Genomic DNA, 22,377 nt, shown 5'->3' with positions numbered 1-22,377 from the left:
CGGCGGGTCCAGAGACGACTGTGGGTTTGCCCCCGGCCCCCGGAAGGGCGCGGGACAAACCCACAGGGGTGCCACGGCGGGGCGCGGGACCGGTCTTCAGGCCGCGGCCCGTTCCGCCGCTTCGACGGTGTTGACCAGCAGCATGGCGATGGTCATGGGGCCGACACCGCCCGGCACGGGGGTGATGGCGCCGGCCACCTGGCTGGCGGAGGCGAAGTCGACGTCGCCGCACAGCTTGCCGTCGGCGCCGCGGTTGATGCCCACGTCAATGACGACCGCGCCGGGCTTGATCATCGAGCCGTCGATCATGCCGGGCTTGCCGGTGGCCACCACCAGCACGTCGGCGCGGCGGGTCTGGGCCGCCAGGTCGCGGGTCTTGGAGTTGCAGATCGTGATGGTGGCGCCGGCGGCCAGCAGCAGCATGGCCATGGGCTTGCCGACGATGTTGCTGGCGCCGACGATCACGGCCTCGGCGCCGCGCAGGGCCACGCCTTCCGATTCCAGCATCTTCATCACGCCGTAGGGCGTGCAGGGGCGGAACAGCGGCTGGCCGGTCATCAGCAGGCCGGCGTTGCTGACGTGAAAGCCATCCACGTCCTTCTCGGCGGCGATGGCTTCGATGACCTTGTGCGCGTCCATGTGCTTGGGCAGCGGCAGCTGCACCAGGATGGCGTGGATGGACGGATCGCGGTTCAGCTTGTCGATGCGGGCCAGCAGTTCGGCCTCGGTCATGTCGGCGGGGTACTGTTCCTTGACGGAATGCAGGCCGGCCTTCTCGCACGCCGCGACCTTGTTGCGCACGTACACCTGGGAGGCGGGGTCTTCGCCCACCAGCACCACGGCCAGGCCGGGGCGGGTGCCCTTGGCGGCCAGGGTGGCGACGCGTTGGGCGACTTCTTCGCGAATGCGCTGCGACAGGGCGGCGCCGTCGATGATCCTAGCGGTCATGCGTGTGCCTCGGGTTTGGCCAGGGCCACTTTCATGAGATCGGCAACGGTGGTCACTTCAAGTTTTTCCATGATGTTGGCGCGGTGCGCTTCGACGGTCTTGATGCTGATGCCGAGGTCGTCGGCGATCTGCTTGTTCAAGCGGCCGGCGACGATGCGCTCCAGCACCTGCTGCTCGCGCGCGGTCAGGCGCGCCAGCATGGCTTCGTGGTCTTTCTGGGCCTGGTGCTTGCTCACGCGCTGCGTGGCCTGCTCCAGCATGCGCGCCACGATTTCGCGCAGATCGGATTCGTTGAACGGCTTCTCGAGGAAGTCGACGGCGCCCTTCTTCATGGTCGACACGGCCATCGGCACGTCGCCGTGGCCGGTGATGAAGACGATGGGCAGCGGGGCGTTGCGGGCGATCAGCTGTTCCTGCAGTTCCAGGCCGCTCATGCCGGGCATGCGCACGTCGGCGATCAGCACGCCGATCTGGCTGGCGTCGTAGTCTTCCAGGAACGACTCGCCGCTGGCGTAGGCGCGGACGCGGTAGCCGTTGGCTTCAAGCAGCCAGCGCAGCGAATCGCGGACCGCTTCGTCGTCGTCAACAATGAATACCGTGCTCGACAGGTGGGGCGTGTTCATGCGTGCAACTCCTCGGACTGATCATTCTGGGCCTGCGTCTGGGACGCAGCGCAGGGCAGGGTAAAGCGGAAAATAGTACCGCCGGCGGGGTTCGGGTCCGCCCACAGGCGGCCGTGGTGCGATTCGATAATGGTACGGCAGATATTCAGTCCCATGCCCAGGCCCTGGGTCTTGGTGCTGAAGAAGGGCTCGAACAGGCGCTCCGGCTCGGCCAGGCCATGGCCGCGGTCGACCACCGCGACCTCGATGTGCTGTTCGTGCAGGATCACGGCCACCTTGAGCTCGTCGGACTCGCTCTTTTCCATGGCTTCCAGGCCGTTCTTGAGCAGGTTCAGCAGCACCTGTTCGATCAGGATCGGGTCGGCCAGCACGTCCGGCGCGTTCGACGGCACGAAGCTGTCGATGCGGATGCGGCGCTTGCGGGCGTCGATCTCGGCGAAACCGATGGCGTTGTCGACGATGCGACCGATCGCCACGCGCTGGCGGCGCGGTTCGCTGCGCTTCACGAATTCGCGGATGCGGCTGATGATCTTGCCGGCGCGCTCGGCCTGCGAGGCGGCCTTCTCCAGCGCCGGCAGCAGCATGTTGGGGCTGGTGTGGCCGGCCTTGACCAGGGCCACCGCGCCCATGCTGTAGTTGGCGATGGCGGTCAGCGGCTGGTTCAGTTCGTGCGCCAGCGACGAGGCCATCTCGCCCATGGTGGTCAGGCGGCTGGTGAGCTGGATCTTTTCCTGCTGCACGCGCGAGGCCTCTTCGTGGGTGCGGCGCTCGGTGATGTCGCGCGCCACCTGCATGCGCACGCGGCGGCCGTCGGTCCAGGCCAGCATGCGGTGGTGCACTTCGAACCAGCGCTGCACCGAGGGCGCGAAGACTTCCACGGATTCATCCGTGAAGCGGCCGCGGCGGCCGGCCAGCAGCTCGTCGTGGCCGCCGGTCTGGGCGCCGAACACGCGGCGGTAGGTGCGGTTGGCGAACAGCAGCTCCAGGCCGTCGTGGGTGTCGGCGGTGACCGAGATGGCGTCGTCCAGGCCTTCCAGCACCGTCATGAAGCGCTCGTGCGCGGCGGTCAGGGCCTCGCGGATGCGCTTGGGCTCGGTGATGTCGGTCATCGACGTCATCCAGCCGATCTGGTTGCCGTTGGGGTCGAGCAGCGGCGACACGTACATGCGCGCCGTGAAGCGCGAGCCGTCGCGGCGCTGGGCCTCGACTTCCAGGCCGCTGCTGGGCGTCTTGCCGGACATCAGCACGTCCAGGGTGTGCTGGTGCTGTTCATGGCGGCCCGGCACCCAGTAGGGGAAGGGCGGGCTGCGGCCGATCAGGTCGGCCTCGTTCCAGCCGATCATGCGGCAGAAGGCCGGATTGACGTAGGCGATGCGGCCCTCCATATCCAGCACGCGCATGCCGGTGGACATGGAGTTCTCCATGGCGCGGCGGAAACCGGTCTCGGCGATCAGGGCGGCCTCGGCGGCGGAACGGAAGCGCGTATAGCGCCACAGCATCAGCAGGCTGATGACGATCACGCACGACAGCGCCAGCACCACCCAGATCAGGCGCTGCTGCCGCATTTCCTGGTCGATGGTCACGAACATGACGCTGTCGTCATGGATGCGCTGCAGCCAGAAGAACACCCCCATCACACAGATATAGAGGATCAGCACCATCGCGGGCGTGACCCAGTACACCCCGCGGCGGCGCGTGCGGGCGTGGTCGTGGAACGGCGTGGGTATATTGGACTTGGGCGCGCTGGACATGTAGTTTGGGCCGGATAGGCCGGGCATTTTTCGTCGCCGGGCCGCCTCAAGATGAAAACGCCCCGGCTGGGGCAGCAAGCCGAAGGCGCGGCGTGGGGGGCATTTTAGTGCGTGTCGGCGGGGAATTGCCGGGAATCAAGCCCGTCAGAAGGGAGATGGGCTAAAAAAGTGCCTTCTATTCTTTTCAGCTCCCATTCATATTTTCACATTATGAAATGCCGTACCGCAACATGAAATTTTCCTTGCGACCGGTTAATCTTCTTTCTTAGAATGCCGGCTGATAGGGAAACCGCTCCCGAGTAGCTGGTCTCTAGCACAACACCCCGACCCATGCATGGCATGGTAGCCCGGATGATCCCGGCTACCATGGCATGTCCGCGAGTAGATAAATAAGCGGGTGCGGTCACGAACGAACCCCAACAGGAGACACACGATGTCCTCTTTCGCCCAGGCTGGCGCCGTGCAGGCTGCCAACGACGAAGACACCCTAGAAACCCAGGAGTGGCTCGAAGCCCTGGCGGCAGTCCTTGATCGCGAAGGACCGCAGCGCGCGCACTACCTGCTGGAACGCCTGATCGACGAAGCCCGTCGTTCCGGCGCCCACATCCCGTTCTCGCCCAACACCGCTTACGTCAACACGATCCCGCCCGGCCTGGAGCCGGCGCATCCGGGCAACCTGGAACTGGAATCGCGCATCCGCTCGTACGTGCGCTGGAACGCCATGGCCATGGTGGTCAAGGCCAACAAGCACAACCCGCCGGACGGCGGCGACCTGGGCGGCCACATCGCCTCCTTCGCCTCGCTGGCCACCATGATCGGCTGCGGCCAGAACCACTTCTGGCACGCCGAGAACGAAAACCACGGCGGCGACCTGGTCTACTTCCAGGGCCACACCTCGCCCGGCATGTACGGCCGCGCCTACCTCGAAGGCCGCCTGACCGAAGACCAGCTGAACCACTTCCGCCAGGAAGTGGACGGCAAGGGCCTGTCCTCGTACCCGCATCCGAAGCTGATGCCGGACTTCTGGCAGTTCCCCACGGTGTCGATGGGCCTGGGCCCGCTGATGGCCATCTACCAGGCCCGCTTCCTCAAGTACCTGCACGCCCGCGGCATCGCCGACACGAGCAAGCGCAAGGTCTGGGTATTCTGCGGCGACGGCGAAATGGACGAACCCGAGTCGCTCGGCGCCATCGCCCTGGCGGCCCGTGAAAAGCTCGACAACCTGATCTTCGTCATCAACTGCAACCTGCAGCGCCTGGACGGTCCGGTGCGCGGCAACGGCAAGATCATCCAGGAACTGGAAGGCGACTTCCGCGGTTCGGGCTGGAACGTGATCAAGCTGATCTGGGGCGGCTATTGGGATCCGCTGCTGGCGCACGACAAGGAAGGCATCCTGCGCAAGATCATGGAAGAAACCGTCGACGGTGAGTACCAGGCGTACAAGGCCAACGACGGCAAGTTCGTGCGCGAGCATTTCTTCGGCAAGCACCCCAAGCTGCTGGAAGCCGTGTCGCGCATGAGCGACGAAGACATCTGGCGCCTGAACCGTGGCGGCCACGATCCGCACAAGGTCTACGCCGCGTTCGACGCCGCCTCCAAGCATGAAGGCCAGCCGACCGTCATCCTGGCCAAGACCATCAAGGGTTACGGCATGGGCCACGTGGGCCAGGCCAAGAACCCGACCCACCAGCAGAAGAAGCTGGAACTGGACTCGATCCGCGAATTCCGCGACCGCTTCGGCATCCCGATCCCGGACGACAAGCTGGCCGACCTGCCGTACTTCAAGCCGGCGGAAGACTCGCCCGAAATGAAGTACCTGCACGAGCGCCGCGCCGCGCTGGGCGGCTACCTGCCGCGCCGCCGCGCCAAGGCCGACGAGCAGCTCAAGGCCCCGGGCCTGGACGCCTTCAAGGCCGTGCTGGAACCCACCGCCGAAGGCCGTGAGATCTCCACCACGCAAGCCTTCGTGCGCATCCTGAACCAGGTGCTGCGCGACAAGGAACTGGGTCCGCGCGTCGTGCCGATCCTGGCCGACGAATCGCGCACCTTCGGCATGGAAGGCCTGTTCCGCCAGATCGGCATCTACGCGCCGGAAGGCCAGAAGTACGTCCCGGTCGACAAGGACCAGGTCATGTACTACAAGGAAGCGGCCGACGGCCAGCTCCTGCAGGAAGGCATCAACGAAGCGGGCGCGATGAGCTCGTGGATCGCGGCGGCCACGTCGTACTCCTCGAACAACCGCATCATGATCCCGTTCTTCATCTACTACTCGATGTTCGGGTTCCAGCGCATCGGCGACCTGGCCTGGGCCGCCGGCGACATGCAGGCGCGCGGCTTCCTCTTGGGCGGCACCGCCGGGCGCACCACGCTCAACGGCGAAGGCCTGCAGCACGAAGACGGCCACAGCCACATCCTGGCCTCGACCATCCCCAACTGCGTCTCGTACGACCCGACCTTCGGCCACGAACTGGCCGTGATCATCCAGCATGGCCTCAAGCGCATGGTGGAAGACCAGGAAAACGTCTACTACTACCTGACGGTGATGAACGAAAACTACCCGCAGCCTGGCCTGACCGCCGGCGACGAGGAAGGCATCATCAAGGGCATGTACAAGCTCAAGTCGCACGGCAAGGGCAAGAACCGCGTGCAACTGATGGGCTCGGGCACGATCCTGCGCGAAGTCATGGCCGCCCAGGAACTGCTGGAAGCCGACTGGGGCGTGGCCTCGGACCTGTGGAGCGTCACCAGCTTCACCGAACTGCGCCGCAACGGCCTGGACGCCGAGCGCCACAACATGCTGCACCCCGACGAGAAGAAGCCGCAGGTGGCCTACGTCACGGAACAGCTGGCCAAGACGGAAGGCCCGATCATCGCGTCGACCGACTACATGAAGCTGTTTGCGGACCAGATCCGTCCGTTCGTGCCCAAGGGCCGCGAATACAAGGTGCTGGGCACCGACGGTTTCGGCCGTTCGGATTTCCGCGCCAAGCTGCGTGAGCACTTCGAAGTGGACCGCCACTTCGTCGTGGTCGCCGCGCTGCGCGCGCTGGCCGACGAAGGCAAGGTGCCGGTTGCCAAGGTGGCCGAAGCCATCAAGAAGTACGGCATCAACCCGAACAAAGCCAACCCGCAATACGCCTGAGGGTAAAGAGACATGAGCAACGTCGTGCAAATCAAGGTTCCCGACATCGGCGACTTCAAGGAAGTGGAAGTCATTGAAGTGCTGGTGGCGGTGGGCGACACGATCAAGGCCGAGCAGAGCCTGATTACCGTCGAGTCCGACAAGGCCTCGATGGAAATTCCCGCCTCCACCGGGGGCGTGGTCAAGTCCATCAGCGTCAAGGTCGGCGACAAGGTCGCTGAAGGCTCGGTGGTGCTGGAGGTCGAAGCGGCCGATGCCGCCGCCCCGGCCGCCAAGGAAGCGCCCAAGGCCGAAGCCCCCAAGCAGGCCGCCGCCGCCGCCGCCGCGCCCGCCGCCAAGGCCGAGGCTGCCGCGCCGGCCGCCAGCAGCGGTCCGGTCGAGATCGAAGTGCCGGACATCGGCGACTTCAAGGAAGTGGAAGTCATCGAAGTCATGGTCGCCGTCGGCGACACCATCAAGGCCGAGCAGAGCCTGATCACCGTCGAGTCCGACAAGGCCTCGATGGAGATCCCGGCCTCGCAGGGCGGGGTGGTCAAGGAAGTGAAGGTCAAGGTCGGCGACAAGGTCGCCAAGGGCTCGGTCGTGGTCGTGGTGGAGGGCAGCGCGCCCGCCGCCGCCGCGCCGGCCGCCAAGGCCGAGGCTGCGCCGGCCAAGTCGGAAGCCCCGGCCGCCAAGGCGGAAGCGCCCGCCGCCCCGGCCACGCCCGCCGCCGGCTCGCGTCCGGCTCCCGCCGCCGCGCTGGAAGACGCCAACCTCAAGCCCGGCCAGCTGCCGCACGCCTCGCCGTCGGTGCGCAAGTTCGCCCGCGAACTGGGCGTGAACCTGAGCAAGGTCAAGGGCACCGGTCCCAAGGACCGCATCACCGCCGACGACGTGCGCGGTTTCGTCAAGCAGGCGCTGGCCGCCGGCCCGGTGGCCGCCGCCGGTGGCTCGGCCGATGGCGCCGCGCTGGGCCTGCTGCCGTGGCCCAAGGTCGACTTCACCAAGTTCGGCCCGGTCGAAGCCAAGCCGCTGTCGCGCATCAAGAAGATCTCCGGCGCGAACCTGCACCGCAACTGGGTCATGATCCCGCACGTCACCAACAACGACGAAGCGGACATCACCGACCTGGAAGCGCTGCGCGTCACGCTGAACAAGGAAAACGAGAAGTCGGGCATCAAGGTCACGATGCTGGCCTTCCTGATCAAGGCCGTGGTCGCGGCCCTGAAGAAGTTCCCCGAGTTCAACGCCTCGCTGGATGGCGACAACCTGGTGCTCAAGCAGTACTACCACATCGGCTTCGCCGCCGACACGCCCAACGGGCTGGTGGTGCCGGTGATCCGCGATGCCGACAAGAAGGGCATCCTGCAGATCGCCCAGGAAATGACCGACCTGTCCAAGAAGGCGCGCGAAGGCAAGATCTCGCCGGCCGACATGCAGGGCGGCTGCTTCTCGATCTCGTCGCTGGGCGGCATCGGCGGCACCTCGTTCACGCCCATCATCAATGCGCCCGAAGTGGCCATCCTGGGCGTGTCGCGTTCGTCGCACAAGCCGGTCTGGGACGGCAAGCAGTTCGTGCCGCGCCTGATCGTGCCGCTGTCGCTGTCCTATGACCACCGCGTCATCGACGGCGCCGCCGCTGCCCGCTTCAACGCCTATCTGGGCGCCTTGCTGGCCGACTTCCGCCGCATCGCGCTGTAAACGGGGAGCCCTATGAGCAATACCGTTCAAATCAAAGTGCCGGACATCGGTGACTTCAAGGAAGTCGAAGTCATCGAAGTGCTGGTCGCCGTGGGCGATACGATCAAGGCCGAACAGAGCCTGATCACGGTCGAGTCCGACAAGGCCTCGATGGAAATCCCCGCCTCCACGGGCGGCGTGGTCAAGTCCATCAGCGTCAAGGTCGGCGACAAGGTCGCCGAAGGCTCGGTGGTGCTGGAAGTCGAGGCGGCCGAGGCCGCCCCGGCCGCCAAGCAAGCGCCCAAGGCCGACGCGCCGCAGGCCGAGGCCCCCAAGGCCGAAGCCAAGCCGGCCGCCGCGGCCCCCGCCGCCGCGACCTTCAAGGGCTCGGCCGACGCCGAGTACGACATGCTGGTGTTGGGCGCGGGCCCCGGCGGCTATTCGGCCGCCTTCCGCGCCGCCGACCTCGGCCTGTCCGTGGTGCTGGTCGAACGCTACGCCACGCTGGGCGGCGTCTGCCTGAACGTGGGCTGCATCCCGTCCAAGGCGCTGCTGCACAACGCCGCCATCATCGACGAGGCGCGCGAGCTGGCCGCCCACGGCATCAGCTTCGGCGAACCCAAGATCGACCTGGACAAGCTGCGCGGCTACAAGGACAGCGTGGTCGCCAAGCTGACCGGCGGCCTGGCCGGCATGGCCAAGGCGCGCAAGGTGACCGTGGTGACGGGCGTGGGTGAGTTCGCCGATGCCAACCACCTGGCGGTCAAGGGCGCCGACGGCAAGTCGCAGACCCTGCGCTTCAAGCAGGCCATCATCGCCGCCGGCAGCCAGTCGGTGAAGCTGCCGTTCCTGCCGCAGGACGAGCGCATCGTCGATTCCACCGGCGCCTTGCTGCTGCGTGAAATCCCCAAGAAGATGCTGATCATCGGCGGCGGCATCATCGGCCTGGAAATGGGCACGGTGTACTCCACGCTGGGCGCGCGCCTGGACGTGGTGGAAATGCTGGACGGCCTGATGCAGGGCGCCGACCGCGACCTGGTCAAGGTCTGGCAGAAGAAGAACGCCGGCCGCTTCGACAACATCATGCTCAAGACCAAGACGGTCGGCGCGGAAGCCAGGAAAGACGGCATCTACGTCACCTTCGAGGGCGAGGGCGCGCCGAAGGAACCGCAGCGCTACGACCTGGTGCTCCAGGCCGTGGGCCGCAGCCCCAACGGCAAGAAGATCGGCGCCGACAAGGCGGGCGTGGCCGTGACCGACCGCGGTTTCATCGAGGTCGATCGCCAGATGCGCACCAACGTGCCGCACATCTTCGCCATCGGCGATATCGTCGGCCAGCCGATGCTGGCGCACAAGGCGGTGCATGAAGGCCACGTGGCGGCCGAAGCCGCCGCCGGCCAGAAGTCGTTCTTCGACGCCCGCGTGATTCCGTCGGTGGCCTACACCGATCCGGAAGTGGCGTGGGTCGGCCTGACCGAAGACGAAGCCAAGAAGCAGGGCATCAAGGTCGAGAAGGGCGTGTTCCCGTGGGCCGCTTCCGGCCGCGCCATCGCCAACGGCCGCGACGAAGGCTTCACCAAGTTGCTGTTCGACGCCGAGACGCACCGCATCCTGGGCGGCGGCATCGTCGGCACCCATGCCGGCGACCTGATCAGCGAAGTGGCGCTGGCCGTGGAAATGGGCGCGGACGTCATCGACATCGCCAAGACCATCCACCCGCACCCGACGCTGGGTGAATCGGTGGGCATGGCGGCCGAAGTGGCCGAAGGCGTGTGCACCGACCTGCCGCCGATGAAGAAGAAGTAAACCCTGGCTGGCCGGATCTTGCACCCGGACGCAGGCACCGCAGCCCGAAGCGCCTCCCGGCCTTCGGGCTGTTTTCATTGCGGCTCGCGCGGATCGGCAGCCATCCGATCCTGCCGGTCCGCCCCGGATGTCTGCGGCGCCGGCGCCGCACAGGTTCTGCATTGGGACGTTTTTCTGGATAATCAATCCGGCCATGCCCGGCTGATCCCGGCCCCGCCGCTGCCTAGAATCGAATCTCCATCGACACACATGCGGGAGATTTTCCATGGCAGACCATTCCATCAAGGGCAAAGTCGTCCTGATCGCCGGCGGGGCCAAGAACCTGGGCGGCCTGATCGCGCGTGACCTGGCGCAACAGGGCGCCAAGGCCGTCGCCATCCACTACAACAGCGCCGCGTCCAAGGCCGATGCAGACGCCACCGTGGCCGCGATCCAGGCCGCCGGCGCCCGGGGCGTGGCATTCCAGGCCGACCTGACCACGGCCGGCGCCATCGAGAAACTGTTCGCCGACGCGGTCGCGGCGGTGGGCCGGCCCGACATCGCCATCAACACCGTTGGCAAGGTGCTAAAAAAGCCGCTGACCGAAATCAGCGAAGCCGAATACGACGAGATGAGCGCGGTCAACGCCAAGTCGGCGTTCTTCTTCCTGAAAGAGGCCGGCCGCCACGTCAACGACAATGGCAAGGTCTGCACCCTGGTGACCTCGCTGCTTGGTGCATTCACGCCGTTCTACGCCGCCTATGCCGGCTCCAAGGCGCCGGTCGAGCACTACACGCGCGCGGCCGCCAAGGAGTTCGGCGCGCGCGGCATCTCGGTGACGGCCGTCGGCCCCGGCCCGATGGACACGCCGTTCTTCTATCCGGCCGAAGGCGCCGACGCCGTGGCGTACCACAAGACCGCCGCCGCGCTGTCGCCATTCTCCAAGACCGGCCTGACCGACATCGAGGACGTGGTGCCGTTCATCCGCCACCTGGTCAGCGACGGCTGGTGGATCACCGGCCAGACCATCCTGATCAACGGCGGCTACACCACCAAGTAACCGGCCAGGCCGCCCGGGGGGGGCGCCTGGCCCCCGCGATTCGAGGTCGCGTGGGTCTGGCCCGGCCTGCCTGGCGGGGGCGCCATTTCCCGTGCCTGCGATGTCCCGCGAACCGGCTATGCTGTCACGGGCGGCGTCGTGCCGCTGGCGCTGGGGGACTCCCGGGGGAGCATGGACAGATTCGAACAGTACCGCGTCTTCGCGCAGGTGGCGGAGATGGGCAGCTTCATCAAGGCGGCCAACGCGCTGGAGCTGCCGCGCGCCTCGGTCTCGGCCGCCGTGCAGCAGCTCGAGGCCCAGTTGGGCGCGCGGCTGCTGCACCGGACCACACGCCAGGTGCGCCTGACCGCCGACGGCGCCCAATTGCTGGAACGGGTCCGGCCGTTGCTGGCCGAGGTCGAGGACATTGACCACCTGTTCCAGCAGAGCCAGCGCCAGGTTTCCGGGCGGCTCAACGTCGACGTGCCCAGCCGCATTGCGCGCCGCCTGGTGGCGCCTGCGTTGCCCGGCCTTTTGCGGCGTCATCCCCGGCTGCAACTGGCATTGGGGTCCAGCGACCGCGCCATCGACCTGATCCAGGAAGGCGTCGATTGCGCGGTGCGCATCGGCGCGCTGCATGACAGCAGCCTGGTGTCACGGCCGCTGGGCAACATCGCCCTGGTCAACTGCGCCAGCCCCGCCTACCTGCGTGAGCAGGGCGAGCCGCGGGCGCCGGACGCGCTGCTGACAGATCACTGGATGGTGGGATACGCTTCACCGACCACCGGCCGCGAATTGCCCTGGGAGGTGGCGGCCGGCGACGGCGACCGCCAGGCCATCACGGTGCCCAGCCGGGTGGTGGTCAACAATGCCGAAAGCTATATCGCCTGCTGCCTGGCGGGCCTGGGATTGATCCAGATTCCGCGCTTCGACGTGCAGCACCTGCTGGACGCCGGCGAACTGGTGGAAGTCATGCCAGCGCACCGCGCCGCTTCCATGCCGGTGGCGCTGCTGTATCCGCACCGGCGGCAACGCTCACGCCGGCTGGCGGTTTTTCTGGAGTGGTTCGAGGAACTGATGCGCAGGCACCTGGAGGCCTGACGGCGCGAGCCCGGGCGGGCAGGGAGGCGTGAAGAGGGAGGGGCGAAGAAGGGGCCGAAGAAGCGGGCCGAAGAAGGGGCCGAAGAAGCGGGCCGAAGAAGGGCTGGGCGCGGCAATCGTTGCCGCGCGCGTCGGCGCGGTTTACGCCTGCGTATTGATGCGGGTGCCGATCTTGCCGTCGATGGCGACCACCGGCAGTGACTGCATCAGCGTGGCGACGGTGTCGGCCTGGGCGTTGATGGCCTTCTTGGTGACGCGCGCCTGGACTTCCTGCATCAGTTGCGCGTCGCGCATGGCCAGGCCGGTATTCACGGTGTTGCTGACGGAAAGATCCATGGCGGGAAGTCCTGTGAGGCTTGCCGGACGGTGTCCGGAACGAACGGATTATGCGTGATTATCGCGTACTTCACCGCATCGCGGTGGAATTCTCGGACGAAAATTGCGCGGCGTCAGGGTTGGGCCGGGCATTCCTTGACGGCGCCCCAGCCCTGGTTCTGGCCGCAGTATTGCTTGCGGGCGGCCCAGGCGCAGTCGGGCCGCTCGAAAAAGCCCAGCGTGGCGCAGCGCGCCAGTTCGGCTTTCAGGTTGTCGACCCATGCGTGTGGATTTTCGGCGGGGATCTCGGTGATGCGCAACGTGGGTTTGGGCAAGGCCGGGGCGGTCGCATGCGGCGTCGCGGCTTCGCGAGCCGAGGCGGAGGGCGTTGTCGCCGCCGGGCTGGGGGCGTCCGTGCGCCCCGGCGCCGGCGTGTCGTCCCGCGGTGTCGCGGCGTCCTGCGGTGTCGAGGCGGGCCCGGACGCATGTTCTTGCACGGTCGGCGTGGGGGCGGGGGGCGGCGGCGCGGCGTCGGGCCGCGCGGTAGCGCCGGGTTGCCGCAGGGGAGCCGGACCCGCGTCGAGCGGCGCCAACGGCACGCGCATCGGGCCGGCGGCGGATGCGCCCGACCGTCCCGCGTTGGGCGTACTGCATGACACCACCAGCAGCACCAGGGCGCCATAGATTGCCAGGGTATAGAGCACGGTCAAGGTGGCGTAGCCCACCCGCTTGCCGGTGATCGGCGCGGCGTGTTCGCGCCCCAGCAGGCTGCGCCAGCCGACCAGCGCGGCGCCAGGCGCGCTGATCAGCCACCAGCCCAGCCGCTTGAGCGGGCCGGGAGGGCGCGGAATCGACGCCTGGACCTGCGCGGCCAGCAGTTCGCGCAAGGCGCGGTTCTCTTCGCGCAGGCGCTGGGTGTGGGGATCCACCGGCGCCTGGTCATCTTGATCCGTGGTGCCGTCATGCCGCGTAGCGAGTGGATCGGGAGGCGTGGTGGTCATATTACGAAAAATATAGATACAAAAGCGTGCGAGGGCAATTATGAAGGGGCGTGGCGCGTCTCAAAAAAGCGAGAAGGTGGCAAAAAGCCTCCTTCCACGATCGCTTGGAAGCCCGGGCCATTCGTGGGGCGGGCGCGCAGGGGCGATCCATCGCGCGGGCAACCGCGGCAAATGTGGCCGGCACGGAAGATGTGTGGGGATGAGGCGCCAAGAGTGTCCATGTCGCGGCGTAATGGCGCGCTGCCGTCGGCCTCGGGGTGGACTTGGGGGGCACGAATGCAAACAAGCCGGCTTGCGCCGGCTTGTTTTACGACCGGGTGTCAGGCACCCGGTGCGGGAGGCGAGTGGGGCAGGCCTTGCGGCACGCCCCGCCCAACCGTCAGGCGTTGCGGCGGATTAACGCAGCAGCGACAGAACGGTTTGCGGCACTTGGTTGGCTTGCGCCAGAACCGAGGTGCCAGCCTGTTGCAGGATCTGAGCCTTCGACATGTTCGACACTTCCGTGGCGTAGTCCGCGTCTTGAATACGCGAGCGGGCCGACGACAGGTTGTTCACGACGTTGTTCAGGTTGGCGATGGTCGATTCCAGGCGGTTCTGCACAGCGCCCAGTTCGCCCGTCAGCTTGTCCAGCTTGGTGAAGGCGGCGTCCAGCGTCTTCAGCGGGTCGGACGTCTTGCCGCCCTTGCTGGTCGTTTCCGTGGTCAGCTTGCCCGACGAGTTGACGTAGGCGGTAGCGCCGACCTTCGGAGCGTAGTCGCCCGTGCCCGTGCCGCCCTTCACCGTGGCCTTGCCCGTGTTGGGGTCGACGGTGTAGGTCGTGTCGTAGTTCTGGGTACGGGTGAAGTTGCCCGAACCGTCAACCCACGTGTCGGTCGAGGTGCCGGTCGTGAACGTCAGGGTGGCGGCGGTGATGCCTTGGCCCAGGTTGATCGTGCTGCCAGCAGCGCCGGCCTTGAACGTGGCCAGCAGGGCATCCTTGGCGACCGTATCGGTGTACGTCACGACGCCGGCGGTGCCGCTGCTGTTGAAGGTCTTGCCGCCGATCGAGACGCTGGCGCCGCCAACGGCTGCCTTGCTGGTGGTGGTCAGGACGTCGTCCAGCGTGGCTTGCGCGCCGCCGCCGGGGTTGTTGGTCGACAGTTCGCCGGTCGCGGCCAGGTAGGCGGCCTTGCCACCGATGGTCAGCTTGCCGGTCGCATCAACTTCGAACGAGGACGAAGCCGAGGCGTTGTTGGTGTAGGTGCCGGTAACGGTGCCGGTGGCCGGGGTCAGCGACGTGGCCAGCTTGGTCAGGGCGGCGGCGTCGGCGGTCTTGTTCTGGAACGTGAAGTTGCCGTTGGCGGCATCGTACGTGTAGGTGGTGCCACCGACAGCGACGGTGTTGCCGTTTTCCAGCTTGCCGAAAGCTTGCTCGGCGGTCGCGGCGGCGTGGTTCGTGGTCACGGTCCAGTCGTTGCCAGCGGCGGTACCGCCAGCGGCTTGCAGGTCGGACACGGTGGCGGTGCGGTTTTGCGTCACGCCGGTGCCGTTCACGTTGAAGCCGTCCAGGCCCAGCGTCTTGACGCTGATTTCGGTCAGGTTCAGAGTGATGGTTTCGCCGTCGTTGGCGCCGACTTGCAGCGTCAGCGGCTTGGCATTGCCCGACAGGACCTTCACGCCGTTGAAGTCGGTTTGCTGCGAGATGCGATCGATGTCCGACAGACGCTGGTTGATTTCGTCTTGCATCGAGTTGAGCTGCTCTTGCGAGTAGCTGCCGTTGGCGGCTTGCACCGACAGTTCGCGAACGCGCTGCAGGTGGGTGTTGATTTCGGAGGCGGCGCCTTCCGTCGTCTGGGCCAGCGAGATGCCGTCGTTGGCGTTGCGGGCGGCTTGGGTCAGACCCTTGACGTTCGCGGTGAAGCGGTTGGCAATGGCCATACCGGCGGCGTCATCCTTCGCGCTGTTGATGCGCAGGCCGGACGACAGACGCTCGATGGCGGTACCCAGGGCGGATTGCGACTTGTTCAGGTTGTTCTGAGCAACCAGCGACAAGTAGTTGGTGTTGATAACTGCAGCCATGTTTAGGCTCCCAAGAGAGAAAGGCTTCTTCAAACCGGGCAGCTAAGCCGCCCAACTGTAACGTGAAGAACTGACTTTGTTGATTTCAGTTTCGTCCGTTGCCAGGATTACGGCAGTGCCAAATCAATCTTTAGGACTAAATCACGAAAATCGCATTTTTTTCCATTTCCCCTGAGCCTGCGGGAGTGCAGGGGAAATGGAAGCGCCCATTGCTACATAAGCAAGCCGCCAGAACGCATGGCGTCCAGGATGCGTACCAGCAACTCCTGGGCGACCGGATCGACGTTGCGGGCACCCTTGAGCGCGAGCCCGTCCGGATGAGGGATGCGCCCGGATGTCAGCGCATCACGCAGTTGCGTGCGCACTTCAGCCTGGGTCAGCGAGCCGTCCAGGAGGGTGGCGACGTGGCGGGTGGCGGGCTCTGTGCTCAGGTTTACCCACTGGTGCCACAGGTTGTAGTGGCCGACCTGCAGCGTCTTTTCGCTGGCGGCAATGATCAGTTCGCGGGCGCCTGGAATCAGGCGGGGCCGGGCTGAGTCGTTGCCGTAGCCGAGCGGTTCGCGGCGGTATCGCAGCGCCCCGCAATTCATCAATGTAATCAAATGCAATAGCGTTGCGTGTTCCGCGGCCGTACCGCTCTGAGCCGACTTGGTGCCTACGATCGTCTGGGCCTGCTCGAACGAAATCGCGTTGGGCCATTGCTCCTGCAGGGTCTCGATCAGTGCGATCAGCGAGGGATCCTGCGTCGCCAGCCCGGTGTTGGCGGGCGTGCGGAAATGCCGGTGACCCGGATTGGCCCGGTCCCGCTCCGCTTCCGATTGCAGCTGGACGGAAACGAACATCGATGAGAAGTGGCTGGCCTCGGGCTTCTCCCGGATCTGGTCGGCGCGTTCGGCATGCACGAGGATGCTCTGACGGAATTGGCGGCCGACCGCAAAATCCAGGTATTGCTCGCGCATGACGCGGTCGGCGTCCGCGGACATGGTGGCGAGCGCGGCCGCGGTGGCCTGGCCGTAATTCGAGGGGAAGGAGCCTTCGGGCTGAGCGTCGCTGACATAGGCCAGGCCCGCTTGCTGGATGCTGGCGATGAACTCCAGGAAGTAGCAGGGCGAGTTGATCATTTCCAGGTATTCGTGGAAAAGATAGTGGTCCGGCTGCTGGCTCAAGGTGTGTGCCGCCTTGCTGATTGCCTCGCGCATCAGATTATTGGGCGACAGGCCATGCTGGAGCAGGCCAAGCATTTCCTTCGCCTTTTTCAGTTTTTCGGCTGGCGTGGTGGCCGAGAAACTATTCAGCTGCATCGCGTCGCGCAAGATGTCCGATGTTTTCCACCCGGGGTAGACGTTGTAGCTGATGAACGCGAGGCCCTGGGGCGCCAGATTGTCGCGGCAGACCCGCAGAATCGCTTCGCGGACCACGGGAGGAACCCAGCTGAACACGCCGTGGCAGATGATGTAGTCGAACTTGCCCAGGCTATCGTCGATGTCGGTAATGCTGAGGGCACGCAGGTCCAGGTTGCGCAGTCCGAGCCGTTGTGCGATCTCGCGCCCGGCATTGATCTGTTCCGGGGACAAGTCGATGCCGATCACTTGTGCATCCGGGTTTGCCACCGCGAACGGGATAAGGTTGCCGCCCGCGGCGCAACCCAGCTCCAGGACCCGCGCGGTCGCCAGCGGGGCGGAGTCCAATCCGTATAAGTGAGCAACCGCCCGGAGATGCCCAGGGGCGGTTTGCGCCAGTGCGTTCGAAGTGTAGGGCGTTTCGTCGTAGGCGTCGGAAATCGCCTGGTTCAGCAGATCGGGTTCGGTCATCTTGGGGTCCGTGTCGAGGCAGCCATGGCAACGGCGGCCTGGTCGCGCGCAAAGGCAAATAGTGCAGGCGACAGCCTATCAGCCGGCAGGGGATCCGGAAGGCTCGAAAAGGGGCGGAAAGAGCCCGGGTTTCGCCGGGCCGGAAGATCCATCTGGAAATCGTTCCGACATTGATGCGAAACGGGGTGGGCGTCCGGCTCGCCTCAGATAATCTGCGCGATCTGCCCCTCCTGGGGCAATTGCTGCCAGGCCTGCTCGCGCAGCTTGGCGCGGATGCGGGCGGTGGCCTGCGAGCGCAACTGGCAGACGCGGGCCTCGGTCACGTTCATGATCGCGCCGATTTCCTTCAGGTTCAGGCCCTGTTCGTAGCACAGCGAAAGCAGCAGCTTTTCGCGGTCGGGCAGGGAGTCGATGGCGTGGATCAGGGCCTGGCGGAAATCGCCGGCCAGCAGCGAATCCAGCGGATTGCCGCCGGCGGTGCCGTGATTCAGCGTGGCGGCCCAGTCAGACTGGCCCGAGGCGGTGTCGGGCTCGGTGGCGAAATCTTCGTAATGGACGATCTGCACGCCTTGGGCGTCGTGCAGAAGCGTCTGATATTCGTTCAGCGGCATTTCCATCTGCTGCGCGATCTCGGCTTCGCTCGGCGCGCGCATCAGGCGTTGCTCCAGCTGCTGGATGGCCTGTTCGATCTTGCGGGCCTTGGCGCGCACGCTGCGCGGCAGCCAATCCTGGCCGCGCAACTCGTCCAGCATGGCGCCGCGGATGCGGGTGGTGGCGTAGGTCTCGAACTGGGCGTCGGCGGTTTCCTGGTAGCGCCGCACGGCGTCCAGCAGTCCGATCATGCCGGCCTGGATCAGGTCGTCGAGCTCGACGCTGGCCGGCAGCCGGGCGAGCAATTGCAGGGCCAGCTTCCGCACTAGCGGGGCATATTCGACCAAGCTGTCATCTGCGTGGGGCATTGCGGAAATGTCGGGCGGTGTCCATCGTGACGCATTGTCGGTTGTTGTCAATTTGCGACATTGTCGACAAACGCGCGGCTACGCTAAAGCTAGCAAGATTCTGTGATCGGCAAGGTGCCATTGTCGGCAAAAGACGGCATTTCATTCGCTAAAGCACGCAACGTTTTGAATGCTTATTTGCCAAATTGACGTACATTTGTCAGCGCTTTCTATGTCAAGGTGTATCTAAAGTCTCAAGTTGCGCAATATCAACAAAGATTTGTCATATAAGTCATAGAAAATGACATGACCTGTGGTAAATTTTACTTAAATTGCGAACAAATGATACATTTCGCATTAAAACAGGATGCAGCGGGCAGGCGCAACATATGTTGCGAAATGCTTTGGTTATCAAGCCCCTTCGGTGGGATAGGGAATAGGGAGTCGGGCGTGCAACAAGTCGAAAATTCTTTGCTGGCAGATATTCGTGAAGTGAATCTGTCCTATCTACTTCTCGCCCAGCGCATGCTGCGCGATGACTATGCTGCATCGATGTTCCGCCTGGGTTTCAGCAACGAGGTTGCCGATATCCTGATGCGTCTTTCTCCGGCCCAGCTGGTGAAGCTGGCCAGTTCCAGTTCGCTCCTGTGCCGTTTCCGTTTCGACGACTACAGCCTGCTGTCCGCCCTGACCCACGACGTGCTGGGCGGCGCGCTGCAGCAAGCGCACGCGACGATCCTGCTGGCCAAGCAACCTGTTGAAGAACTGGCCTGACGGCCTGTCGAATCCCACTCGGACACGTGTAATGGCCACCAAGAGCGTTTCGCAGGAAGCGGATGACATCCTGCTAGCCAGCTCCATGATCACCCTGGGCGCGCGGCTGCAGGTGCTGGAGGCGGAAACCAGCCTCAGCCACGACCGCCTGGCACGCCTGTACCGCGAAATCCGCGGCTGCTCGCCACCGAAGGGCATGCTGCCTTTTTCGGTCGACTGGTTCATGACCTGGTTGCCGAACATCCATTCCTCGCTTTTCTACAACGTGTATTCGTTCCTGAATGCGCGTACCAGCAGCAAGGGCATCCGCGCCATCATCGACGCGTACCGCCTGTACCTCGAAAATGCCGGCGTCGATAACGCCGAATCCGCCGAACCTGTGCTGAGCTTCACCCGCGCCTGGATGCTGGTGCGGTTCTTCGACAGTGGCATGCTGCAGCTTTCGGCCTGCCGCCAGTGTGGCGGGCATTTCATCGCCCATGCGCATGATCCGCAATCGGATTTCGTGTGCGCGATCTGCCGCCCGCCACCCCGCGCCGGCAAGACCCGCGCCGCCGCCAAGGCGCGCGCGGGCAGCCGCTCCGCGCCTGCCGTAGACGCCGCCCGTTCCTGAGCGGCGCGTCCAAATACATCAAAAGCCCTGGAAAAGTCCCCGTAACCCGCCTTTTTGGGTCGGGGGGAACAGGGGATCATTGACGCCGGTTTTAGACTTCGTTGGCAGGGGCCTGATGTGTTGATTGTTATCGGTTTTCTAGTGGTGATCGTGTCGGTCATCGGCAGCTTCGTAGCGCTGGGCGGCCACATGGGCGCGCTCTACCAGCCGTTCGAGTTGACGCTGATCTTCGGCGCGGCCTTCGGCGCGTTCCTGGCCGGCAACAGCAAGAAGTCGCTGATGCTGGTCAAGAAGGCGCTGCCGGATACGCTGAAAAGCTCGCGCTACGGCAAGGACGTCTACATGGAGCTGATGGCGCTTCTGTACGTGTTGCTGAACAAGGCGCGCCGCGAAGGCCTGATGGCGATCGAATCGCACATCGAGGATCCGGCCTCCAGCCCGATCTTCAGCGAGTATCCGCGCATCGCCAAGGACGAGAAGCTCATGGAGTTCATCACGGACTACCTGCGCATCATGATCAGCGGCAACATGAGCTCGTTCGAAATCGAAACCCTCATGGACGAGGAAATCGAGACCTACCGCCACGAACGCGAAGTGCCCGCCAGCATGATCCGGCAGATGGCCGACGGCCTGCCGGCCTTCGGTATCGTGGCCGCGGTGCTGGGCGTGATCAAGGCGCTGGCCGCCGTGGACCAGCCGCCCGCCATCCTCGGCGACCTGATCTCCAAGGCCATGGTCGGCACCTTCCTGGGCATCCTGCTGGCCTACGGCTTCGTCGGTCCGCTGGCCTCGCGCATCGAGCGCCGCACGGACGAGGCCATGAAGGTGCTGGAATGCATCAAGACCACGCTGCTGGCCAGCATGAACGGCTACCCGCCGCAACTGGCGGTGGAATTCGGCCGCAAGGTGCTGTATTCGTCGGTGCGCCCGACTTTCGGTGAGCTGGAAGAACACGTCCGGCAGACCAAGTCCACCGCCAAGGCCTGACGGAGCGGGCCATGAGCACGGTAAACAACCACCGTGTGGTGATCCGCCGCAAGAAGGTCCACGGCGGCGGGCACCACGGCGGCAGCTGGAAGATCGCCTACGCCGACTTCATCACGGCGATGATGGCGTTCTTCCTGGTGATGTGGCTGATCAGCATCGTGCCGCGCGAGGAACTCAAGGGCATCGCCGAATACTTCCGCATGCCCCTGCGCGTGGCGCTGACCGGCGGTCCCAGCAGCTCGGCCGAGACCAGCGCGGTTCCCGGCGGCGGCCGCGACCCGCTGCGCAGCGATGGCGACGAACGCCGCGCCCAGGGCAACCGGGTCGAGGCCCAGCCCATGGGCGACGCCGAGCGGCGCGACCAGCATCGCCTGGAAAACCTCAAGAAGCGCCTGGAAAACGTCATCGAGAACAGTCCGGTGCTCAAGAGCTTCCGGCCCCAATTGCTGATCGACCTGACCACCGAAGGCCTGCGGATCCAGATCATCGACAACCAGAACCGTCCCATGTTCGCGACCGGCCGCGCCGAGGTGCAGCCCTACATGCGCGACATCCTGCGGGAATTGGGGCCGGTTTTGAACGAACTGCCCAACAAGGTCAGCATCTCGGGCCATACCGACGCGTCGCAGTACGCGCGCGGCGAGCGCGCCTACAGCAACTGGGAACTCTCGGCCGATCGCGCCAACGCCTCGCGCCAGGAACTGGTGGCCGGCGGGATGAACGAAAGCAAGGTCATGCGCATCCAGGGTCTGTCCTCGAGCATGAGCCTTGTTAAAGATGATCCATATGCGGCCGTTAATAGACGTATCAGCCTAGTGGTGCTCAACCAGAGCACCCAGCGGCGCATCGAAAACGAGAACGCCGCGGCCGCGGACGTCAGCGCCAAGGATGCCCGCGAGGTTGGAACGGCCGTGGAGGCGGTGAATGCCGCCGCCCAGGCCACGACGGCAACCAAGCAAGGCGACGCGGCGGCAACGCCGCCCGCCGAAGGGGCTCGATAGCAATGGCGGCAACGATTCTGGTGGCGGACGATTCGGCGACGATGAGAATGATCGTCCAGGCGACGCTGACGGGCGCGGGATGGAAGGTATTGACGGCTGGCAACGGCCAGGAAGCGCTGGAAGTGGCGAAAAGCCACCCGGTCGACCTGGTGGTGAGCGACTGGAACATGCCCGTGATGGGAGGCCTGCAATTGATCCAGGGCCTGCGCGAACAGGAACAGTACCTGGACGTGCCGGTGCTGGTGCTGACCACCGAGGATGACGTGGACAGCAAGATGGCGGCTCGGGATCTGGGTGTGTGCGGCTGGTTGTCCAAGCCGGTCGATCCCGATGTGCTGGTGGAATTGGCGTCCGAATTGCTCGACGAGCAATCCGGCGCGTAGGCAGGTTCATTTATGAAGGCGTACGGGTCATGAGTTCTGGTTTGGACCTCAGTCAGTTTTACGAGACCTTTTTCGACGAGGCGGACGAGCTGCTCGCGCAAATGGAGCAGTTGCTGCTCGAGCTCGACGTCGGCGCGCCCGACATCGAACAGCTCAATGCCATTTTCCGCGCGGCCCATTCGATCAAGGGCGGCGCGGCGACGTTCGGCTGCTTCAACCAGCTGGCGGGCACCACCCATCTGCTTGAAAACCTTCTGGACGCGATCCGTCGCGGCGAAATGGCGCTGCGTACGGACATGATTGATATCTTCTTGGAAACGAAAGACGTGCTCAAAAGCCAACTGGATGCCTACCGGGCCTCCGAAGAGCCCGATGAAGCCGTGTTTGAGCGCATCTGCGCGGTGTTGAGGCAGCTCGCCCTGGAGCATAAGGATCCCGCGGCGGCCGC

Annotated in this window: 19 protein-coding genes; 11 read left to right on the top strand and 8 right to left on the bottom strand. The window is 65.2% G+C overall.

Features of this window, described 5'->3' with window-relative positions:
• Nucleotides 1-96: 96 nt before the first annotated feature.
• The 3 genes from folD to AruCF_RS16415 are packed head-to-tail and all read right to left on the bottom strand — an operon-like array spanning nucleotide 97 to nucleotide 3,322.
• Nucleotides 97-948: a bifunctional methylenetetrahydrofolate dehydrogenase/methenyltetrahydrofolate cyclohydrolase FolD gene (gene folD, locus AruCF_RS16425; RefSeq protein ID WP_083036808.1), complete on the bottom strand. Its 852-nt coding sequence runs from the start codon at nucleotides 946-948 to the stop codon at nucleotides 97-99.
• Nucleotides 945-1,571 (bottom strand): response regulator transcription factor, encoded by a 627-nt coding sequence (locus AruCF_RS16420; RefSeq protein WP_006219003.1) that lies wholly within the window; start codon nucleotides 1,569-1,571, stop codon nucleotides 945-947. The genes folD and AruCF_RS16420 overlap by 4 nt, the downstream gene beginning before the upstream one ends.
• A complete protein-coding gene (locus AruCF_RS16415; RefSeq protein ID WP_020927319.1) occupies nucleotides 1,568-3,322 on the bottom strand; it encodes a PAS domain-containing sensor histidine kinase in 1,755 nt (584 codons plus the stop codon). The genes AruCF_RS16420 and AruCF_RS16415 overlap by 4 nt, the downstream gene beginning before the upstream one ends.
• A 433-nt stretch (nucleotides 3,323-3,755) precedes the next feature.
• Between AruCF_RS16415 and aceE the strand changes: the two genes are divergently transcribed.
• The 5 genes from aceE to AruCF_RS16390 all read left to right on the top strand — a co-directional run bounded on the left by aceE (nucleotide 3,756) and on the right by AruCF_RS16390 (nucleotide 12,048).
• Nucleotides 3,756-6,464, top strand: a complete 2,709-nt coding sequence (gene aceE, locus AruCF_RS16410) for a pyruvate dehydrogenase (acetyl-transferring), homodimeric type (protein ID WP_049074425.1) — start codon at nucleotides 3,756-3,758, stop codon at nucleotides 6,462-6,464.
• A gap of 12 nt (nucleotides 6,465-6,476) precedes the next feature.
• Complete coding sequence (aceF, locus tag AruCF_RS16405; protein WP_049074423.1) at nucleotides 6,477-8,144, top strand: dihydrolipoyllysine-residue acetyltransferase; 1,668 nt, start codon at nucleotides 6,477-6,479, stop codon at nucleotides 8,142-8,144.
• A 12-nt stretch (nucleotides 8,145-8,156) separates the two neighbouring features.
• Nucleotides 8,157-9,929 carry a dihydrolipoyl dehydrogenase gene (lpdA, locus tag AruCF_RS16400; protein ID WP_049074422.1) on the top strand — a complete coding sequence of 591 codons (1,773 nt, stop codon included), beginning with the start codon at nucleotides 8,157-8,159 and terminating at the stop codon, nucleotides 9,927-9,929.
• Between the two features lie 265 nt (nucleotides 9,930-10,194).
• Entirely contained in the window at nucleotides 10,195-10,968 is a 774-nt protein-coding gene (locus tag AruCF_RS16395; RefSeq protein ID WP_049074420.1) for an SDR family oxidoreductase, read from the top strand.
• Between the two features lie 171 nt (nucleotides 10,969-11,139).
• The gene (locus AruCF_RS16390; protein ID WP_049074418.1) at nucleotides 11,140-12,048 is read left to right on the top strand and encodes a LysR family transcriptional regulator; all 909 of its coding nucleotides are present in this window, start codon (nucleotides 11,140-11,142) and stop codon (nucleotides 12,046-12,048) included.
• 141 nt (nucleotides 12,049-12,189) lie between these two features.
• Here AruCF_RS16390 and AruCF_RS16385 read toward each other — a convergent pair whose 3' ends face one another.
• From AruCF_RS16385 to AruCF_RS16365, 5 genes are all read right to left on the bottom strand, one after another.
• Complete coding sequence (locus tag AruCF_RS16385; protein WP_006387491.1) at nucleotides 12,190-12,384, bottom strand: putative motility protein; 195 nt, start codon at nucleotides 12,382-12,384, stop codon at nucleotides 12,190-12,192.
• A gap of 113 nt (nucleotides 12,385-12,497) precedes the next feature.
• Nucleotides 12,498-13,292, bottom strand: a complete 795-nt coding sequence (locus AruCF_RS16380) for a hypothetical protein (protein WP_235432669.1) — start codon at nucleotides 13,290-13,292, stop codon at nucleotides 12,498-12,500.
• 468 nt (nucleotides 13,293-13,760) lie between these two features.
• Nucleotides 13,761-15,422: a flagellin N-terminal helical domain-containing protein gene (locus tag AruCF_RS16375; RefSeq protein WP_049074415.1), complete on the bottom strand. Its 1,662-nt coding sequence runs from the start codon at nucleotides 15,420-15,422 to the stop codon at nucleotides 13,761-13,763.
• A 212-nt stretch (nucleotides 15,423-15,634) separates the two neighbouring features.
• Nucleotides 15,635-17,233 (bottom strand): methyltransferase regulatory domain-containing protein, encoded by a 1,599-nt coding sequence (locus tag AruCF_RS16370; protein WP_049074412.1) that lies wholly within the window; start codon nucleotides 17,231-17,233, stop codon nucleotides 15,635-15,637.
• A gap of 203 nt (nucleotides 17,234-17,436) precedes the next feature.
• Nucleotides 17,437-18,192, bottom strand: coding sequence for an RNA polymerase sigma factor FliA (locus AruCF_RS16365; protein ID WP_049074409.1), 756 nt, complete (start codon nucleotides 18,190-18,192; stop codon nucleotides 17,437-17,439).
• Between the two features lie 429 nt (nucleotides 18,193-18,621).
• Between AruCF_RS16365 and flhD the strand changes: the two genes are divergently transcribed.
• From flhD to AruCF_RS16335, 6 genes are all read left to right on the top strand, one after another.
• Nucleotides 18,622-18,945 (top strand): flagellar transcriptional regulator FlhD, encoded by a 324-nt coding sequence (gene flhD, locus AruCF_RS16360; RefSeq protein ID WP_006219025.1) that lies wholly within the window; start codon nucleotides 18,622-18,624, stop codon nucleotides 18,943-18,945.
• 31 nt (nucleotides 18,946-18,976) lie between these two features.
• Nucleotides 18,977-19,558 carry a flagellar transcriptional regulator FlhC gene (gene flhC, locus AruCF_RS16355; protein ID WP_049074406.1) on the top strand — a complete coding sequence of 194 codons (582 nt, stop codon included), beginning with the start codon at nucleotides 18,977-18,979 and terminating at the stop codon, nucleotides 19,556-19,558.
• A 117-nt stretch (nucleotides 19,559-19,675) separates the two neighbouring features.
• Complete coding sequence (motA, locus tag AruCF_RS16350) at nucleotides 19,676-20,545, top strand: flagellar motor stator protein MotA (protein ID WP_006387509.1); 870 nt, start codon at nucleotides 19,676-19,678, stop codon at nucleotides 20,543-20,545.
• Between the two features lie 11 nt (nucleotides 20,546-20,556).
• Entirely contained in the window at nucleotides 20,557-21,546 is a 990-nt protein-coding gene (motB, locus tag AruCF_RS16345) for a flagellar motor protein MotB (RefSeq protein WP_049074404.1), read from the top strand.
• 2 nt (nucleotides 21,547-21,548) lie between these two features.
• Complete coding sequence (locus AruCF_RS16340; protein ID WP_006387511.1) at nucleotides 21,549-21,929, top strand: response regulator; 381 nt, start codon at nucleotides 21,549-21,551, stop codon at nucleotides 21,927-21,929.
• Between the two features lie 29 nt (nucleotides 21,930-21,958).
• Nucleotides 21,959-22,377: Hpt domain-containing protein (locus AruCF_RS16335; RefSeq protein WP_174655168.1), on the top strand; the 419-nt coding region annotated here is incomplete at its 3' end.

It is taken from the genome of Achromobacter ruhlandii, from assembly GCF_002082135.1.
Lineage (GTDB): Bacteria > Pseudomonadota > Gammaproteobacteria > Burkholderiales > Burkholderiaceae_B > Achromobacter > Achromobacter ruhlandii.
Note: the sequence above shows the minus strand (reverse complement) of the source record. Positions and strands in the feature narration are given on the sequence as shown.

What these genes read in the sequence shown, in the direction of transcription:
- AruCF_RS16390 (WP_049074418.1), top strand. Translation starts at nt 11,140, where the DNA reads ATGGACAGATTCGAACAGTACCGCGTCTTCGCGCAGGTGGCGGAGATG.
- AruCF_RS16365 (WP_049074409.1), bottom strand. Translation starts at nt 18,192, where the DNA reads ATGCCCCACGCAGATGACAGCTTGGTCGAATATGCCCCGCTAGTGCGG.
- motB (WP_049074404.1), top strand. Translation starts at nt 20,557, where the DNA reads ATGAGCACGGTAAACAACCACCGTGTGGTGATCCGCCGCAAGAAGGTC.
- aceF (WP_049074423.1), top strand. Translation starts at nt 6,477, where the DNA reads ATGAGCAACGTCGTGCAAATCAAGGTTCCCGACATCGGCGACTTCAAG.
- AruCF_RS16415 (WP_020927319.1), bottom strand. Translation starts at nt 3,322, where the DNA reads ATGTCCAGCGCGCCCAAGTCCAATATACCCACGCCGTTCCACGACCAC.
- AruCF_RS16385 (WP_006387491.1), bottom strand. Translation starts at nt 12,384, where the DNA reads ATGGATCTTTCCGTCAGCAACACCGTGAATACCGGCCTGGCCATGCGC.
- folD (WP_083036808.1), bottom strand. Translation starts at nt 948, where the DNA reads ATGACCGCTAGGATCATCGACGGCGCCGCCCTGTCGCAGCGCATTCGC.
- AruCF_RS16375 (WP_049074415.1), bottom strand. Translation starts at nt 15,422, where the DNA reads ATGGCTGCAGTTATCAACACCAACTACTTGTCGCTGGTTGCTCAGAAC.
- lpdA (WP_049074422.1), top strand. Translation starts at nt 8,157, where the DNA reads ATGAGCAATACCGTTCAAATCAAAGTGCCGGACATCGGTGACTTCAAG.
- AruCF_RS16340 (WP_006387511.1), top strand. Translation starts at nt 21,549, where the DNA reads ATGGCGGCAACGATTCTGGTGGCGGACGATTCGGCGACGATGAGAATG.
- flhC (WP_049074406.1), top strand. Translation starts at nt 18,977, where the DNA reads ATGGCCACCAAGAGCGTTTCGCAGGAAGCGGATGACATCCTGCTAGCC.
- AruCF_RS16395 (WP_049074420.1), top strand. Translation starts at nt 10,195, where the DNA reads ATGGCAGACCATTCCATCAAGGGCAAAGTCGTCCTGATCGCCGGCGGG.
- aceE (WP_049074425.1), top strand. Translation starts at nt 3,756, where the DNA reads ATGTCCTCTTTCGCCCAGGCTGGCGCCGTGCAGGCTGCCAACGACGAA.
- AruCF_RS16420 (WP_006219003.1), bottom strand. Translation starts at nt 1,571, where the DNA reads ATGAACACGCCCCACCTGTCGAGCACGGTATTCATTGTTGACGACGAC.
- AruCF_RS16370 (WP_049074412.1), bottom strand. Translation starts at nt 17,233, where the DNA reads ATGACCGAACCCGATCTGCTGAACCAGGCGATTTCCGACGCCTACGAC.